The organism is Sulfitobacter sp. THAF37, assembly GCF_009363555.1.
Taxonomy (GTDB): domain Bacteria; phylum Pseudomonadota; class Alphaproteobacteria; order Rhodobacterales; family Rhodobacteraceae; genus Sulfitobacter.
The window spans coordinates 109302-126024 of sequence record NZ_CP045374.1; the positions used below are offsets into that span (position 1 = coordinate 109302).

At 60.8% G+C, this 16723-nt stretch carries 18 protein-coding genes; 11 read left to right on the forward strand and 7 right to left on the reverse strand.

The features are described from left to right. Positions 1 to 2: 2 nt before the first annotated feature. Entirely contained in the window at positions 3 to 869 is an 867-nt protein-coding gene (locus FIU94_RS18455) for an FAD:protein FMN transferase (protein WP_254702682.1), read from the forward strand. A 163-nt stretch (positions 870 to 1032) separates the two neighbouring features. Here the strand turns inward: FIU94_RS18455 and FIU94_RS18460 are convergent, their stop codons facing one another. Continuing rightward, positions 1033 to 1935 (reverse strand): ABC transporter substrate-binding protein, encoded by a 903-nt coding sequence (locus tag FIU94_RS18460; protein ID WP_152467297.1) that lies wholly within the window; start codon positions 1933 to 1935, stop codon positions 1033 to 1035. A gap of 4 nt (positions 1936 to 1939) precedes the next feature. After that, on the reverse strand, positions 1940 to 2638 hold the full coding sequence (gene pedF, locus FIU94_RS18465; protein ID WP_152467298.1) for a cytochrome c-550 PedF: 699 nt from the start codon (positions 2636 to 2638) through the stop codon (positions 1940 to 1942). A 177-nt stretch (positions 2639 to 2815) separates the two neighbouring features. Here pedF and FIU94_RS18470 point away from each other — a divergent pair, with 177 nt between their 5' ends. The 6 genes from FIU94_RS18470 to FIU94_RS18495 are packed head-to-tail and all read left to right on the forward strand — an operon-like array spanning position 2816 to position 7453. Beyond that, positions 2816 to 3958, forward strand: a complete 1143-nt coding sequence (locus FIU94_RS18470) for an ABC transporter substrate-binding protein (RefSeq protein ID WP_152467299.1) — start codon at positions 2816 to 2818, stop codon at positions 3956 to 3958. Continuing rightward, complete coding sequence (locus FIU94_RS18475; protein ID WP_152467300.1) at positions 3955 to 4914, forward strand: YVTN family beta-propeller repeat protein; 960 nt, start codon at positions 3955 to 3957, stop codon at positions 4912 to 4914. The genes FIU94_RS18470 and FIU94_RS18475 overlap by 4 nt, the downstream gene beginning before the upstream one ends. A 17-nt stretch (positions 4915 to 4931) precedes the next feature. After that, positions 4932 to 5381 carry a hypothetical protein gene (locus FIU94_RS18480; RefSeq protein WP_152467301.1) on the forward strand — a complete coding sequence of 150 codons (450 nt, stop codon included), beginning with the start codon at positions 4932 to 4934 and terminating at the stop codon, positions 5379 to 5381. Continuing rightward, positions 5378 to 6094 (forward strand): ATP-binding cassette domain-containing protein, encoded by a 717-nt coding sequence (locus FIU94_RS18485; protein ID WP_152467302.1) that lies wholly within the window; start codon positions 5378 to 5380, stop codon positions 6092 to 6094. The genes FIU94_RS18480 and FIU94_RS18485 overlap by 4 nt, the downstream gene beginning before the upstream one ends. Then, entirely contained in the window at positions 6091 to 6882 is a 792-nt protein-coding gene (locus FIU94_RS18490) for an ABC transporter permease (protein ID WP_152467303.1), read from the forward strand. Before FIU94_RS18485 ends, FIU94_RS18490 begins: the two co-directional genes overlap by 4 nt. Before the next feature lie 34 nt (positions 6883 to 6916). Next, entirely contained in the window at positions 6917 to 7453 is a 537-nt protein-coding gene (locus tag FIU94_RS18495; RefSeq protein ID WP_152467304.1) for a tetratricopeptide repeat protein, read from the forward strand. Here FIU94_RS18495 and FIU94_RS18500 read toward each other — a convergent pair. Genes FIU94_RS18500 through FIU94_RS20955 form a run of 3 tightly spaced genes read right to left on the reverse strand, consistent with a single transcriptional unit; the run spans position 7393 to position 9191 of the window. Then, positions 7393 to 8067, reverse strand: coding sequence for an ABC transporter ATP-binding protein (locus FIU94_RS18500; protein WP_254702683.1), 675 nt, complete (start codon positions 8065 to 8067; stop codon positions 7393 to 7395). The two genes, FIU94_RS18495 and FIU94_RS18500, sit on opposite strands and share 61 nt — an antisense overlap. A gap of 6 nt (positions 8068 to 8073) precedes the next feature. Next, entirely contained in the window at positions 8074 to 9051 is a 978-nt protein-coding gene (locus tag FIU94_RS18505) for an ABC transporter substrate-binding protein (protein WP_152467305.1), read from the reverse strand. Beyond that, positions 9048 to 9191, reverse strand: a complete 144-nt coding sequence (locus FIU94_RS20955; protein WP_172975957.1) for a hypothetical protein — start codon at positions 9189 to 9191, stop codon at positions 9048 to 9050. The genes FIU94_RS18505 and FIU94_RS20955 overlap by 4 nt, the downstream gene beginning before the upstream one ends. Before the next feature lie 200 nt (positions 9192 to 9391). Here FIU94_RS20955 and FIU94_RS18510 point away from each other — a divergent pair, with 200 nt between their 5' ends. The 4 genes from FIU94_RS18510 to FIU94_RS18525 all read left to right on the forward strand — a co-directional run bounded on the left by FIU94_RS18510 (position 9392) and on the right by FIU94_RS18525 (position 13469). Further along, entirely contained in the window at positions 9392 to 11167 is a 1776-nt protein-coding gene (locus tag FIU94_RS18510; RefSeq protein ID WP_152467306.1) for a PQQ-dependent methanol/ethanol family dehydrogenase, read from the forward strand. 110 nt (positions 11168 to 11277) lie between these two features. After that, entirely contained in the window at positions 11278 to 11979 is a 702-nt protein-coding gene (locus FIU94_RS18515) for a response regulator transcription factor (RefSeq protein ID WP_152467307.1), read from the forward strand. A 186-nt stretch (positions 11980 to 12165) separates the two neighbouring features. Beyond that, positions 12166 to 13212, forward strand: a complete 1047-nt coding sequence (locus FIU94_RS18520; protein ID WP_254702684.1) for an FIST N-terminal domain-containing protein — start codon at positions 12166 to 12168, stop codon at positions 13210 to 13212. Beyond that, positions 13209 to 13469, forward strand: a complete 261-nt coding sequence (locus FIU94_RS18525) for a hypothetical protein (protein WP_152467309.1) — start codon at positions 13209 to 13211, stop codon at positions 13467 to 13469. Before FIU94_RS18520 ends, FIU94_RS18525 begins: the two co-directional genes overlap by 4 nt. Before the next feature lie 43 nt (positions 13470 to 13512). Here the strand turns inward: FIU94_RS18525 and FIU94_RS18530 are convergent, their stop codons facing one another. After that, positions 13513 to 15912 (reverse strand): extracellular solute-binding protein, encoded by a 2400-nt coding sequence (locus FIU94_RS18530; RefSeq protein ID WP_254702685.1) that lies wholly within the window; start codon positions 15910 to 15912, stop codon positions 13513 to 13515. Beyond that, complete coding sequence (locus tag FIU94_RS18535) at positions 15905 to 16579, reverse strand: response regulator transcription factor (RefSeq protein WP_152467310.1); 675 nt, start codon at positions 16577 to 16579, stop codon at positions 15905 to 15907. The genes FIU94_RS18530 and FIU94_RS18535 overlap by 8 nt, the downstream gene beginning before the upstream one ends. Positions 16580 to 16723: the final 144 nt, after the last annotated feature.

Consider the following 16723-nt stretch of genomic DNA (forward strand, 5'->3'; position numbering starts at 1 on the left):
AAATGAACCGCAGGCGTTTTCTGACCATTTCCGCAGCCTTCGCCGCGACACCGGCGCTTGGCCATTCGCATAGTTGGCAGGGCCGGGCATTTGGCGCCGAGGTGGCGATCACGTTGTTCGGGCCCGATGAGGCTGTGCAAGCGGCGCTGCATCGGACGCAGCGGATCGTGAGGGAGATGGAGCAGCGCTTTTCCCTGTTCCTGCCCAGCTCAGAACTGGTTCGCCTGAACCGGCAAGGGCATCTGCGGCCTTCGGCACCTTTAAGGAGGCTTTTCGGCCTGGCTGATACGGCGCACCGGATGACCGGAGGTCTGTTCGATCCGACGGTGCAACCGGTATGGCGCGCCATGGCCGCGGGCGACGATCCGGAGGGTGCATTCGATCTGGTCGGCTGGGGCCGGCTTTCATTCGACATGGACAGGATCCGTCTGGCACCGGGACAAGCTCTCACCTTCAACGGGATCGCGCAAGGCTTCGCAACAGATGCCGTGGCGGATGCACTGGCACGTGCAGGATTCCAGAACGCCCTGGTCAACATCGGTGAATATCGCGCCACCGGCGGCGACTGGCGCCTGGGCGTGGAAGACCCGCAGTATGGCTTGCTGGCGACGCGCAGGCTGAACCGGGGTGCCATTGCAACCTCAAGCCCGCTGGCAACCCCCCTTGGGGGCGGCGGTCACATCGTGCACCCCACACGACAGCCGCGCTGGTCTACCGTTTCCGTGGAGGCGGACAGCGCCGCAATGGCCGACGCATTGTCCACCGCGTTGGTGCTGGCGGATATGCCCCTGATCCGGCAGGTTCGTCAGGCGGCGGGTGTGCGGCGCGTCACGCTCGTCGACTGGCAAGGCGATCTGACCTCTCTCTGACCGGGCGTTGCCCAAAAAAATGGGGCGGAGATCATTCCGCCCCAATCCAGTTGCCGGGAGAGTCTCTCGTTTGGTGCAATGACCGTGTGGCCGGTCATCGCCTTTTCAGATGAGCGCGATAATCGACCGAGACATGCGGGTCCGGTATGTCAGACCGAGGTCATCATCGTTCGGGTGCGCTGTGGCTGAGGCCATAGCTGGCGTAAATCGCGGCGATGCGTCCGTCCTGAAGCGCGGCGAAAATCGCGTCGTCCACGGCGTAGGACAATGGCCGGTAGCGGAAGTTGACGGCCACGCCCAGTGTCCAGCGGCTGACTGCAAAACCGGCCAGTGGTGGCTGATGAACGGCGGTTGTGTCGGTCAGGCCATACTCAAGCTCTGCCAGCGGCCCCATCACGGCCTTGACGTCGCCCGCGTCCAGTGCCCCCATCGCGGCGCCTGTGGACGGGTAGCGGCGGATGTTCGCGCGCAGCTGACCGCCAACAAAGCCCGAGAGGTAGAAGTCAGAGATCGAGTCGTTCTCGACCCCGACGAGGTCGAACCGGAAATAGGCGGGGACTGGCTTGTCTTCGGGATAGTCTGCTTTTGAATAGGCAATCGCGATGCTTTCGCCCGCGTATTGGCCGGTAAACACGACCTGTTCGACCCGGCACTTGAAGGCGCTGTCGTAGGGCACGCGCATCATCACATTGGAGATGCGACCGCCGATCAGCGCGCCTTTCCAGATATTGTTGCGCAGGTCGGCGTCCAGGTTTTCGCCCGCGGCGACAAAGTTGAACCGTGCCTCGACACCCAGGTCCTCGGCGATCAGGCGCGCGATGTCGACATCGACGCCACGCGGCGTGCTGCCGTCCTGCCAGGAATAGGGCGGATAATCCTCGTAGACGGCAAAGAGCATATGGCCCTGCTCGACGATCTGGTCGAGTTCCTGGCCGACGATGTCGCGTCCGACATTCTGCGGCTTGGCTTGCGGGACGTAATCCGCACAGGGGTCAGCCGCCTGGGCCTGCCCCGTCAGGAGCAGGCTCAGAACCAGCGAAAGGGTCGGAAGAATGCGTTTGGCCATGAACCTAGTGTGCAGCGGACAGACCAATCGTCAATGCCTCTTCAGCCGCCTTGTAGCCTTCGGGTGTGCCATCAATCAGGTAAGCCGCGCGGTAGGCGACACTGTCGGCTACCGGTGCGCCGGACCCGGTTTCCACCTCGGCTGCAATCTCGCTCAGCCGGGCGACAAGGGCATCCTGGTCGGCACCGGACGCGTCGGTGGCATATCCGGCAATCTGATCCCGCAGGCCCTTGAGTTCGTCCGTGTAGTCATCGAGCGCGCCTTCATCAGGCCGGGCTTCGACATAGGTCCGGATCGCCCAGGCAGCTTCCTGGCCCAGCAGCTCGCCAAAGGCGGGCATCTTGGTGATGCCGTTCTGGGTGTATCCATCGCGGAAACGCTCGGCATACCATTCGTCGCCGTATTCTTCTGCCTCAAGGTACCGCAGGTCGGGTGCCAGCCCGCCCGAAACCGCTTCGAGACCGTGGCAGCGTGCGCAGTTCTGGTTGTATCCCGATGCGCCAATCTCGATCGCGCGCAGCCAGACATCTTCACCGACCTTGTCCGCGCGATAGGGGTTTTCGGTCAGCCAGTCCTCGCCCACCTCAGGCAGACCGGTTGTGTCCACGGCTTGTGGCGCCACGTCACCATGTGCCAGAACCAGAGTGGCGGCAGCGGCCAGAGCCGTGCCCAGAGCAAGTGATCTTCCAAATGTACCCGTCATATCGCGATTCCCTGTGCCATATTTGTTGCCACCTTCCTAAGGTACAGGAGGGGCAGGGCGATATTGGACTTTGGTTGTGTCTCGATCAAAACGAGACCAACGTCCTAGAGACAAGTCCCACGGTCTGACTATTCTGGCTTCATGATACGATCAAACCTCTTTCGTCGATTAGTTTTGATGGCGATAGCAACGCTAACTCCGGCTCTCCTTTGCGCAGAGACGAGCCTGACGGTTGGCTATCTGACGATCGCCCAGCCAAGGCCGCCAACTCTGTCGAATCTCGATCCGGTTCCCGAGGACAGCGGCCTTGCAGGCGCACGCACCGGGTTGGAGGACAACCGGACCACCGGCAAGTTTCTGGGCCAGACCTATGAGCTGATCACCGCTGCCGTGGCCGAGGGAGAGGACCCTTTGCCGGTCGCGCGCGAGATGTTGGGGGTTACGCCCTATCTGGTGATAGATGCCAGCGCCGCGGAAATGCTGGGCATTGCCGATCTGCCCGAAGCGCGCGGGGCGCTGCTGTTCAATGTATCTGCCGGTGATCCCGATCTTCGCAGTGGCGATTGCCGCGCCAATGTGCTTCATACCGGTGCCTCGGACGCGATGCGCACCGATGCGCTGGCGCAGCTCTTGGTTCAGAAACGCTGGACGGATCTGGTGATGATCGTCGGCACCCATGCCGCCGACCAGAGCTATGCCGAGGCGATGCGGCGGTCCCTGACCAAGTTCGGGCTTCGTCTGAAAGGCGAAAAGTCGTGGGTCTTTGACGCCGACATGCGGCGCAACGCGGCACAGGAGGTGCCGCTGTTTACCCAGGACTTTGGCGATTACGATGCGCTGATCCTGGCCGACGAAGTCCATGATTTCGGGCGTTATGTTCTATACAACACCTGGGCGGCGCGTCCCGTTGTGGGATCCGAAGGACTGAGTGCGGTCTCCTGGTCGCCGGTGATCGAACAATGGGGCGCCGCCCAGTTGCAGTCGCGATTCACCGAACGGAACGGGCGCGAGATGAACGCGCAGGACTACGCCGCATGGGCCGCCCTGCGCACGCTGGGCGAGGCGGTTACCCGTACCAACGCCAGCGATGTCGACACCCTGCGCGGCTATATCCTGTCTGATGAATTTGAACTGGCGGGCTTCAAGGGGCGTCCCCTGACCTATCGCGACTGGAACGGTCAACTGCGCCAGCCCATCGCCGTGGCGCATCCGCGTGCGCTGGTCGCGCAGGCCCCGCTTGAGGGGTTTCTGCATCGGGTCAATGAAATGGACAGTCTGGGTCTCGACCGCCCGGAAAGCACATGCGAGGTTTTCGAATGATCAGAATTGCCGTTGCACTTGCCCTCATGGCCCCTGCCGCCCATGCTGGTGAAATCTGGGTCACCAATGAAAAGGACGACACGATCTCTGTGATTTCGACCGAGACGCTGGAGGTCGTCCAGACCTACGAAACCGGAGAAAGACCGCGCGGGATCATCTTTTCCAAGGATTATAGCCGGGTCTATATCTGCGCATCCGACAGCAATGCGGTACAGGTGATGGACCCGGAGACTGGCGAAATCCTAAACGATCTGCCGTCGGGCGACGACCCGGAGCAGTTCGTGCTGCATCCCAATGATCGCCACCTCTATATTGCCAACGAGGATGACGCGATAACCACGGTGGTCGATACCGAGACCCGCAAGGTGATCGCGCAGATCGACGTGGGCGTGGAGCCCGAGGGCATGGCGGTGTCGCCTGACGGCAAGATCGCCATAACCACATCAGAGACCACCAACATGGCGCACTGGATCGACACGGAGACGCAAAAGCTTTTTGCCAATACGCTGGTCGACAGCCGCCCGCGCCATGCGGAGTTCGTCAAGGACGGAACCGAAATGTGGGTCAGCTCCGAAATCGGGGGGACAATCACGGTATTCGACGTGGCGGATCAGTCCGAGAAGGCCAAGATCGAATTCGCCGTTCAGGGCGTCCATCCTGACCGCGTTCAACCCGTAGGCTTCGAGTTTACCGCGGGTGACACGCACGCTTTTGTCGCGCTTGGGCCGTCGAACCATGTCGCGGTGGTCAATGCCGAAACCTATGAGGTCGAGGAGTACATTCTCGTGGGCCGCCGGGTCTGGCACATGGACTTCAACGCGGATCGGTCGCAGCTGTTCACCACCAACGGTGTGTCGGGCGACGTGACGGTGATCGACGTGGCCTCTCGTGAGGCGATCAAATCCATCAAGGTAGGGCGTTTCCCTTGGGGTGCTGCCTTCCGCCCGACCAACTGATTTGAAAGGATATCGAGATGCGCTTTGCGACTTTGGCTACCATTCTGGCTCTGGCTTTTCCCACCACCATTCTGGCTGATGACGACGACGCACCGAGCTTTGGTGCGGCGGGGCTGTTGTCGGGCAGCAACAAGGAGGACTTGCCGCCCATCATCCTGTCGGCGGGCGAACCCATTGCGTCAGAGGGGGCGTGGGAGCTGAAATCCGGCACATATTATGAATTCGAAATTCAGGGCGACGGCAGTCAGGAACTGGCGCTTGTCGGGCCGGAGTTCTTTCGCGCGATCTGGATCGACGAGATTGTGGTGGAAGGGCTGGAGATCCGCCCGCTTGGCCTCGACAGTATCGAATTCGACGAGGCGGGCGAGATGGAAATCGGCTTTGTCGCGATCAAGCCCGGGTCTTATCACATCAAGATTCCCGGCACGACAGGTGAGACTCAACGCCTGGAAATCACCATCAAGTGACCGGGCTGCGCGCTTGCGATCTCAATTATTCCTATGGCGCAAAACAGGCGCTGGAGGACGTGTCGTTCGAGGTTGGGGCGGGTCGGTTCTGTGCGTTGCTCGGACCTAACGGTGCGGGCAAGTCCACGTTGTTCGGTTTGTTGACGCGGCTCCTTGTGGCACCCGGTGGGAAAATCGAAATTGCCGGTCATGATCTCGCCCGCGCACGGCGTGCCGCATTGGCCGACCTTGGGATCGTGTTTCAGCAAAGCACGCTGGACCTTGATCTGACAGTCCGCCAGAACCTGAGTTATTTCGCAGCTCTGCAGGGCTTGTCCGGGCGTGCCGTCGGCGCCCGCATTGACGTGGCACTCGACCAGCTGGAGATGCGGGATCGCGCAGGCGAAAAGGCGCGCGCGCTGAACGGCGGGCACCGGCGGCGCACCGAATTGGCGCGGGCTTTGTTGCATGATCCTGCGGTCCTGTTGCTGGACGAGCCCACCGTGGGCCTTGATGCTGCGGCGCGGGCGTCGATTACAGCGCATGCGCATCGGCTGGCCGAGGGCGGCAAGACCATTCTCTGGGCCACGCATCTGACGGACGAGGTGCAGCCAATGGACGATCTGATCATTCTGCACCGTGCCCGTGTCCTGAGCCGGGGCACGGCCCGTGACGTTGCGGGTGACATGACGTTGCACGAGCGGTTCCTGACGCTGACAGGGGCGGCGGCTTGACGGCCTATCTGACATCGCTCCGCGCCATCGTGTTGCGCGAGGCGCTGCGGTTCATCCACCAGCGCGAGCGGTTCATCGCCGCCCTTGTGCGCCCGCTGGTCTGGCTGCTGGTCTTTGCCGCCGGGTTCCGTGCCGCTCTCGGCCTCAGCATCATCCCGCCCTATCAGACCTACATTACCTACGAGACGTATATCGTGCCGGGTCTGTGCGGGATGATCCTGCTCTTCAACGGCATGCAATCGTCGCTGTCGCTGGTCTATGACCGCGAGATGGGGTCGATGAAGCTGTTGCTGACGTCGCCTCTGCCGCGGGGCTGGCTGCTGTTCTGCAAACTGGTGGGGTCTACCATGATCTCGATCCTTCAGGTCTATGCCTTTCTCGCCGTCGCGGCGGTTTTCGGAATCACCATGCCGGGCTGGGGCTATGTGGCCGTGCTGCCCGCGTTGCTGGTGGCCGGGCTGATGCTTGGGGCGCTGGGGTTGGTGCTGTCGAGCCTTATCAAGCAACTGGAGAATTTTGCAGGGGTTATGAATTTTGTCATCTTCCCGATGTTCTTTCTTTCGTCCGCGCTTTACCCGCTGTGGAAGATGGCGGAAAGCTCGGAGCTGCTGCATGACATCTGTGCGGTGAATCCCTTTACCCATGCGGTCGAACTGATCCGTTTCGCGCTGTATCTACAGTTCAATGGCGCGGCTCTGGGGTGGACCTGTCTTGCCGCGCTTGTCTTCACCGGGGCGGCGCTGCTGGGTTATGACCCGGCGCGCACGCGTATAGGACGAAAGACCTGATCGCCATGCGCTCCCGAACATGCTAGGATATGGCATGAAACAGATCTTATCCGCTTTGCTTCTTGGTGTCATGACCGCCAGCACTGGTCTGGCCGATGGCTTTGGCACGCTTAACCCCGATGAAATGACCTGGCAAAACATGCTGGAGCGCGCCGAGAAAGGCGAAACTGGCATGGTGATTTGTTCGATGGGTTATGCCCTGACCAAATCGGGCGACCATATCTCTGCCCGAACGCTGTTCCGCAACTGCGCGAATGACGGCTACACGGGTGCCATGACCTGGATGAGCCAGCTTGACAATAACGGTCTGGGCGGGGCCTACGACCCTGACGCTGCCGCCGAATGGGACCGCCGCGCGGCAGAGGCCGGGGATCCTGTGGGCAAGTTCAACTATGGCATCGCACTGATGCGCGGCCACGGTGTGACCCGGGACGAGGCGCTGGGGCGCAAGCTGGTGGATGAGGCTGCGGGCGAGGGGCTGGAAATTGCGCAGCGGCTTCAAACCGCTGGTTATGACCTGGATGAGGTCACGCCGGATGCCGATGACTGGAAATACGCGCCATTGTTCTGAACGTCGCTGACAAGCCGTGCAGGGCTGCCGCCCAAGGTCACGATACGGCTGGCCAGTTTGCGGGCTTCGGCCGCGACATGGGTGACCATGATCGTGGTAAGCCCGTGATCCGCCTTGATCCGCGCAAGTAGCTGCATCATCCCTTCCGCCGTCTCCGGATCGAGTGAGACGAAGGGTTCATCCAGCAACAACAGGTCTGGTCTGACCGAAAAGGCGCGGGCGAGGGCCAGGCGGCGTTGCTGTCCCAGCGACAGCTGGTCGGGAAAATCCCGTTCCCGGCCGGCCAGTCCGACTTCTTGGAGTGCCTTGCGCGCCTGCGCGGCGGTTGCACCTGTGGTCACGCAAATGTTGCGCAGAACGTCGAGCCAAGGCAGCAGCGTTGGTTCCTGAAACACCACGGCGCAGGTGCCCTGCAGGTGGCAATGCCCGTCGAAATCGGAGTTCAGCCCGGCGATGACCCGCAACAATGAGGTTTTTCCAATCCCCGAAGGTCCAACCAGCGCGAGAGTTTCGCCTTTCTGAAGCTGTAGATGGATGTCTTGCAGGATCGGACTCCTCTGCAAGGCAAGCCCGGTCAGTTTCAGGTCCAGCAAGGTGAAGGCAGCAGGGCTCAACTGGATTTAACCGGGCGTTTCAGGATCGAGGAAGACGCCGTCCGGCAGGGTGCTGGCCTGACCCAGAAGGTCCCTACCCCCGAGATCATGCATCAGTTCCAACATCCGCGCGGCGGCGTCCCTGTCGACGGTCTGCGATATGGGGATGCCTGCGCGAAACCCGGCCTTGAGAGCGTCGAACTCCGCATCGGATTTGGCATTCATGCGATCGCGCAGCCGGTCCCATTCGGCGTCATCACGCGCCAGCACATCCTTGGCCGTGCGCGATGCCCGGGCAAGGCCATGGACCAGACCGGGAGCGTCGCGCAGCAGATCACCCTTGACGACATAGCCCAGCAGTGGCGTTTCCGGGTCGAGACCCAGATCGCGCGCAGCATCGGATATGTCGATCAGTTTGCGCATACCCGCGGTCTCCATCTTGGCCATGAAATGCCAGAAGTTGATCGCACCTGCGAGATCACCATCCAGCGCCGCCTTGAAGATCAGTGGCGGCGCACCAAAGACCTGTTCGCTTTCCGCCTTCAGGTCAAATCCGAAAGTCTGCTTTGAATAGGCCCGCAGGATCAGCCAGCTTTTGTCGAGCGGCCCGCCCGCAATTCCAACCTTGCCGCCCTTCAGATCGGCCAAGGTCCGTACGTCGCTGTCCTGGGACACCAGCAGTCCGCCAACGGCCTTCGAGTATGGAATGAATACCATGTCCCTGCCTGCCGCCCGTTGCCGTGCGACCCAGAGCCAATCCGAAACGATGACGTCCGCCTGTCCGCCCTGAAAGGCGATCCGGGCCGCAGAGCTGCTAGCCGCGCCCTGTACATCGAGTTCAAAGCCCTCGGCCGTGTCGAACCCGTGGTGTCGGATCGTGTCCAACTCCCAATTGACAGTACCGAATTTCAGGACCGAAATTCGTAGTTTCGGGATCTCGGCATTGGCGACGCCCAGTGTTGTGAAAAGGGCCAGAAGGCAACCCAGGATTCTCGAAGCTTTCATGCGGATCGCTCCTGCCAGGGGGTCGGGGCTGTTATTGCGCCCGTGGCGATGTGATCGGGGATAACCCGAAACGGCCCGTAGCTCTGGGCAAGGGCGGCGGTCCTGTGCGTTGGCAGATCGGTGGCGTGATGAAGTGTCATCTTTCAGGCTCCTGCCGGTGTCACAATAGCCGCAAACTGCGCGCGCTGATGCGCGACTTAAGTCGCAGGCCGAACCTACTACCATTGTGCAATACCTATCCTGACCTTTTCCGCGAATAGTATCTGCGATGGAGTTCGCGCCATTCTTGCGGCGCGCTTTGCGTCTAATGCCCAGCATGGGGCTTTTGGGAGGAGAAAAAATGAACAAATTCATAATTGCAGCCGTTGTCGGCCTGCTGGCGACATCCGCCTTTGCGGATGCGCATGGCGCGGGCGTTACCGAAGAAATGCTGGCCAATGATACCGCGTCTACTGGCGACGTATTGACGAATGGCATGGGTCGCCACCTGCAACGGCATTCTCCGCTCGACACGCTGAACAAGGAGAACGTGAAGAACCTCGTTCCCGCCTGGGCCTTCTCGCTGGGCGGTGAAAAGCAGCGTGGTCAGGAAACCCAGCCGCTGGTGCATGACGGTATCATGTATATCACCGGGTCCTATTCGCGGCTTTATGCCATCGACGTCAAAACCGGCGAGGAGCTTTGGCAGTACGACGCGCGGCTGCCGGAGGGCATCTTGCCCTGCTGTGACGTCGTCAACCGCGGTGCGGCGCTCTATGGCGAGAACATCTATTTCGGAACGCTGGATGCACGCATTGTCGCGTTGAACGCCAAGACGGGCGATACGGTATGGAACAAGAAGATCGCGGATTACAAGGCCGGTTACAGCTACACCGCCGCGCCGCTGATCGTGAACGGTCTGGTCGTGACGGGCAACTCGGGCGGTGAGTTCGGAATCGTCGGGTCGGTGCAGGCCCGTGACGCGGAAACCGGTGAAATGGTCTGGGAGCGTCCGGTGATCGAAGGTCACATGGGCACGCTCAATGGCGAAGAGAGCACGATGACCGGCACGCTGAACGCGACCTGGCCCGGCGACATGTGGAAAACCGGTGGCGGCGCGACCTGGCTGGGCGGTTCCTATGACGCGGATACCGATACGCTGGTCTTCGGCACCGGCAACCCCGCGCCGTGGAACTCGTGGCTGCGCGACGCGGGTCAGAAAAACGACGGCTCAGGCGATAACCTCTATGCGGCGTCGCGTCTCGGGATCGACCCGGCAACGGGCGAGATCAAATGGCACTTTCAGACCACCCCGCGCGAGGGCTGGGACTATGACGGCGTCAACGAGGTTGTTGCCTATACCGACCGTGAAGGAAACCAGCGTTATGCGACCGCTGACCGGAACGGATACTTCTACGTTCTGAACCGCGAAGACGGCGCATTCGTTTCGGCAACCCCCTTCGTCAAGGATATCTCCTGGGCCAGTGGCATCGACGATAACGGACGCCCGATCTATAACGAGGAGGGCCGTCCGGGCGATCCTTCGTCTGCGGCGGACGGCAAGAAGGGCGAAGTGGTCTTTGCCTCTCCGTCCTTCCTGGGTGGCAAGAACTGGATGCCGATGGCACATTCGCCGGTCACGGGCCTGTTCTATGTACCGTCCAATGAATGGGGCATGGACATCTGGAACGAGCCGATCACCTACAAGAAGGGTGCTGCGTATCTCGGCTCCGGTTTTACCATCAAACCGAACTATGAGGACCACATCGGCAGTCTCAAGGCGATCGACCCCGACACGGGCGAGATCAAGTGGGAGTACAAGAACGATGCCCCGCTGTGGGGTGGTGTGATGACGACCGCAGGCGGCCTGGTGTTCACTGGCACGCCCGAAGGCAAGTTCATCGCCTTTGACGATGAGACCGGTGAAGAATTGTGGTCGTTCCAGACCGGGTCCGGCATCGTCGGCCAGCCGATCACCTGGGAACAGGACGGCGAGCAATATGTGACCGTGATCTCCGGGTGGGGTGGTGCTGTGCCGCTCTGGGGTGGTGAAGTGGCCAAGAAGGTGAACTACCTCAACCAGGGTGGCACCCTCTGGACCTTCCGCCTGCCTGAGCAACTGGCTTCAGCCAACTGATCTGGACCAAACATTCATCGCGCCCCCGGAATCCGTTTTCGGGGGCGCTTTTTGTGCCTAGTACCTTTTGCCTAATGGCGGGGCGGTCGGATGCGGGCTAAACTCGGTGCATGTTGACCAGACCCACGCACACTCCGAATTTGGCTTCGGCCGGCACGCTGCAGGGCTGGGCGCTTGTCGTTGACGATCATCCGCTATTCTGTGACGCGCTGGAACTGACGTTGAGGTCGGTCGGCAACTTCGCGGACGTGGCGACTGCCAACAGCCTCGACGCGGCGCTGAAGACGATAAAGGGTGCACCGCCACCTGCGCTTATTCTGCTGGATCTCAACCTGCCGGATGTGAACGGGTTTGACGGTCTGATGCGCCTTGGGCGGGCGGCTGAAGAGGTTCCGATCATCATCGTCTCTTCGATGGCCGAAAATTCCATAATCGGAAATGCCATCGTCGCGGGTGCGCGGGGTTTCGTGCCGAAACATTCGCCCCGGTCGGTATTCCGCGATGCGTTGAACGCGATTGCCGCTGGCAACGTCTACAAGCCAGCCGGCTATGTTGAAGGACGGGGCAGCGAAGGCCGTCATGAAAACCTCACGCGCCTGTCGTCGCTGACCAACCAACAGGCCCGCATCCTGGAACTGATCTGCGAAGGAAAGCTGAACAAGCAAATCGCCTTTGACCTTTCGATCGCGGAAACCACCGTTAAGGCGCATGTCACCGCCATCATGCGCAAACTCGGGGTTCAAAGCCGCACCCAAGCGGTGCTCGTGGCGCAGGATGCGCGCTATGCCAAGGACCTGCCAACACCGGAATGACGGTTCCAACCTGCTCGGGGAGGAGCATGTTAAGGGATGGCATCTGAATTGTTGTCAGAGGTATCTGACGGTGCATCAAATGCAGATCCCTCCGGGATTCTGCGCACGGCACAGGTGGGCGCAACGACATCGGCCCCGATTAGTGCGCTCGCATCCGAGCTTGGATCTGAACCCTTCAGCCTGATCATGTTATTCGTGAGCCCGCATGCGGATTTTGCCGCAGTCGTCGCCGAGGCGGAAACTTTCTATCCTGACACCGATGTGGTGGCATGTACCACTGCCGGAGAACTGGGTGCCAATGGGTACGAAGAAAACCTGATCGTCGGGATCGGCTTTCCATCGGATGGTTTTGTCACCACCTCGCTGTTGATCGAGGACATCCAGGAACTGGATGTGCAGGCGACCATCGACCGGATCACCCTGAAACGCACGTCTTTGCTGGACCGGACCCCTGACATGGCCGAGAGCTTTGCGTTTCTCGTCGTCGACGGTCTGTCGTTGGGCGAGGATACGCTGACCGCCACGATCTCGCCGGCGATGCGCAACTTTCCTGTTTTTGGCGGATCTGCTGGTGATGGGTCGGACTACCGAAAAACGCTGGTGGCTTTGAACGGAAAGGCGGCCGGGAATTCGGCAGTACTGACGCTGGCCCGCAGCAGCCACCGCACACATGTCTTCAGCCTTGACCACCTGGTGCCGGGCGAGGTTCAGATGGTGGTGACCGAGGCAGACCCTACGCGGCGCATCGTCAAGGAGATCAACGCCGAACCCGCCGCGCGGGAATATGCGCGACTGGTGGGCAAGGATCCCAACCAGTTGGATCGTTTCACCTTTGCGTCCCATCCGGTCGTGGTGCGGATCGGGGACAAACACCATGTCCGCGCGATCCAGCAGGTCAACGACAACGGGGAACTGGTGTTCTTTTCGGCCATCGACGAAGGCATGGTGCTGACGGTCGCTGATCCGCAGGACCTTGGACAACACCTTGAGACCGAATTGAATGACCTCAGCAGCGAGCAGAAACCCGCGAACATCATAGGCTGCGATTGTATCCTGCGCCGGATCGAAGCGGAACAGTCGCAGCAGGCGAGGCATATATCGCAGGTGCTGAAAGCGCACCGGGTGACAGGGTTTTCGACCTACGGAGAGCAGATCGGTCCCCTGCATGTGAACCACACGATGAGCGGGATCGCATTCTATCACGCGCCGGAAGCAGGTGGGATGAAACGGTGACCTCACTGATCAACCCCGCCGAGTCGCCCGAACGGCAGAACGGGAAGCTGATCAAAATCTCGCAGGCGCTGATGCGCAAGGTCGCGCAGAACACCGAACAATCGGGCTTTGCGTATCACCAGTTCGAACGTGCGGCACTGCTTGAAACCGAGGTGCAGCAACGCACGCTGGAACTGGAACGACCTGAGCCTCAAGATGATCCCGTAACCGCTGGATGCCACACGAATCTTCGAGTTTCTGTCACCGTCGGAGCCTGACGAAATCACTCCTGAAGACGCGCCGCGAGAATTTGACCGGCCACTACCGCCCCAGCGCGGTTTCCCATGCGGAAAGAAAGTCCTTTCGCTTGAGTTCATCGAGGTAGGTCAGAAGTCCCGGCGTCAGCCGTATCGGCAGAAACGTCCCGAGACGTTCCTGGATTTCCCGACCGATTGGCGATTTCTGGTTCTGATCCGGGATCAACGGGATAAGCGGTGTCTCTTCGGCAATGATCCTTTGACCGTCGCCTGACAGCAGGAATTCGATGAAGCGCGCGGCCAGGTCCGCCCGGTGGGCACCGTTCGGGACAAAGGCGGTCCGGGTCATAGCCAGGTTGTAGTCATCAAAGAAATGCAAACCCAGATTGGGCTCGGTCTGGAGTTCCGCCGCCGCATAGGACCCGATTGCATTAAAGGCAAAGGCCAGTTCGCCACGCGCCGTCGCCTCAACCATTTCCGAGGTGCAGCAATATGTCCTCAGGTCGGCGCGGCCCAGAATCTCGAACAGGCGCAGAACCTGCGGACCCTGAAGGCTATCCTGTGTCGCATAAAGGTAGCCGATACCGGACTGGGCGATGTCATACGTCCCGATACGGCCCCGGAAGCGGTCTTCGTTCTCGCGCACGAAAGTCGCGAGGTCACGGTGTGATCGCGGTAACTCGTCTCGGCTGACGGTTTCTTTATTGTAGATGATCACGGCGGGTTCGAAGGTGAAACCAAAGACCTCGGACCGCCAGACCGACCAGGACGGAGGAGCGATCTGGGAAGAAAGCTGAATGCGCCGGGCAAAACCGCGATTGACCAGATCGACCTGCAAATCCATCGCCGAGGAAATGACCAGGTCCGGACTTGACGAGTCCGCCGCCATCAGAACCGTGCGGTAAAGGTCGAGTGTCTGGAACTCGACATATTCGACCTGGACGCCGGGCATACGAGCTTCGAAGGCCTCAATCAGAGGTGTCATTGCCGGGGTGTCGGTCGCGCTATGAACCAGAAGCGTTTCCGCCTGCGCGGGCGCGCTGGCCCATAGCGGCCAGGCCAGCAACACAAGAAGCGTCATGAGGCGCTTGAAGATCAGCGTCACGCCAAGCCCCCCAAGAGAGGAGCGTCCCAGTCGCAGATCCGCACCGTGACCATCTGTCACCGCCTTCACGATTGAAAGCCCCAGACCGGACCCGGTTGAGCTTTCCGACAGAGAGGTGAAGCGTTCAGTCGCACGCGGCAGGTCCGCCTCTGCGATACCGGGCCCTGCGTCCTCGACGCTCAGAATTAACACAGCATGAGATGCGACCAGGGAAATCGTCACCGTGTTATCGGGTGGACCGTGCCGAACGGCATTCTCGATCAGGTTTCTCAAGGCCTCGCGGATCGAGACGGGATCCCCGAGGATCATGTCCTCACCCTCCCTGATACCGTCGTCGATCAAGGAGAGCGAAATGCGCCGCATGCGGCTGTCGCGCAGGGTTTCGGCAAGCATGTCGCGGACCAGGGGTCTCAAGGCCACCGGTTGAAGGCTGGATCGGTCGGATCGGTGGATCACCATTGCGTTGGCCAGAAGCTGATTGGTCAATCGCACCGTGCGCATCGCCTGTCTGTCCGCTTTTGCCAGCCGGGACCGCATCTGTTCCGTGTTATCCGCATCGACGGCCAGCGACAAATGACCCTGCAAGGCGGACAGCGAGGTGCGCGTCTGGTGGGCGACATCGGCGATGAAGGTCTCGGTCAGCGCGCGGCTTCGGCTTAACCTTTCGATGAAACCATTGATCGCATCGAAAAGCCCCCTGATTTCCCGGGGAGGCGTACCTACCACCGTGCCAAGATCGGCCGGTTCGCGCTGCGCCAGATCGGCAGCGATCTGACGCAAAGGAGCCAGCGAGGTTCGGATCGCAACCCAGACGAAACCCAGACCGATGAGCGAAAGACCTGCAAGCCCGATCAGGCCGGTCACGAAAAACGAACGCTGCTGCGCGTTGCGCAACTCGACGGACTGCCCGACCTGGACCACGACCCATTGACGCCCCTCCGATGCGCTGAGCTGACGCGATTGAATGACGAAGCGGAAGTCGGCACCGAGATACTCTTCTTCGAAGAAAACCGGCGTCGCGGAGGGGGTCAGCCCGGACGGCGCCGGAAGATCCGGTTCTCCGGTCAGGTCCTGCCCATCCGGTAGGGAAACACTATACTGCACTCTGTCCACCGGATTGAGCGACAGGATTTCCATAGCTGAACTCGGCAGATCGACCGTGGCCCCTTCGGGACCGACAGACACGCGCTCAAGGATCGACAGTGCAGTGCCCGCCAGCAACAGGTCGTGCGACCGGTTCGCGGCGGCCCTCGCGTAGGTCCAGAGCAGCACCGAGATCAGCAGGACGAGGATCGCGAAGCCCGCCGCCATTGTCACCAGCAGCCGGCGCTGAAGCGAATGGCCGCCCGTCTCAGTCATCTTCCGCGAGATAGGCCATATAGCCTAGACCACGGGCCGTCTTGATGACCAAAGGGGTCCCTTCAAGCTTGCGCCTGAGCCGCGTCACCAATTGTTCGACGGCATTGAGGCTAGGGGCTTCCTCAAACGTGTAAAGCCGGTCTGCGACATCCTCTTTTGTAAGCATCCGGCCCATGTTGTCGATCATGATTTCCAGAAGCTGCACCTCTCGGGCGCGCATCCCGGCGTCCCTGCCGTCGATCTTTGCCTGCTTTGCGGCCCGGTCAAACACCAGCGGCCCAGCCGAGAAAATGTTGCTGGCCTTTCCCGCACGACGGCGGGCCAGCACGCGGCATCGCGCCGACAATTCGCGGAAATCGACAGGCTTGATCATGTAGTCGTCGGCCCCCGCATCGAGCCCGATCACGCGGTCGTCGATCTGGCTGCGTGCGGTCAGGATGATCACCGGAGTTTCGTCAGATCGGTTGCGCAAAGACCGCAGAACCTCGTATCCGCTGCGTCCCGGAAGGTTCACGTCCAGCAGGACGATGTCGAACTTGAAGTGGCGCAGCAGTTCGTTCGCCTCGTTACCGTCCCGCTCGTGATCGACCGAATGCCCCTCGGCGCGCAGGCGATCAATGATCGTCTCCGCCAAGTCGTCATTGTCTTCGACAAGTAGCATTCTCATGCAGGGAATTTAGCAACGCGGACCATGCAGGGAAAGCCGAGAAGCGTGCATTCGATGTCAGGTCAGCATCCTGTCAGTTTCGCGTCAGGACGTACTCAGGCACGTCCTGGATAACCCGACTGTCCGGGGGAGGACCCGGAGCGA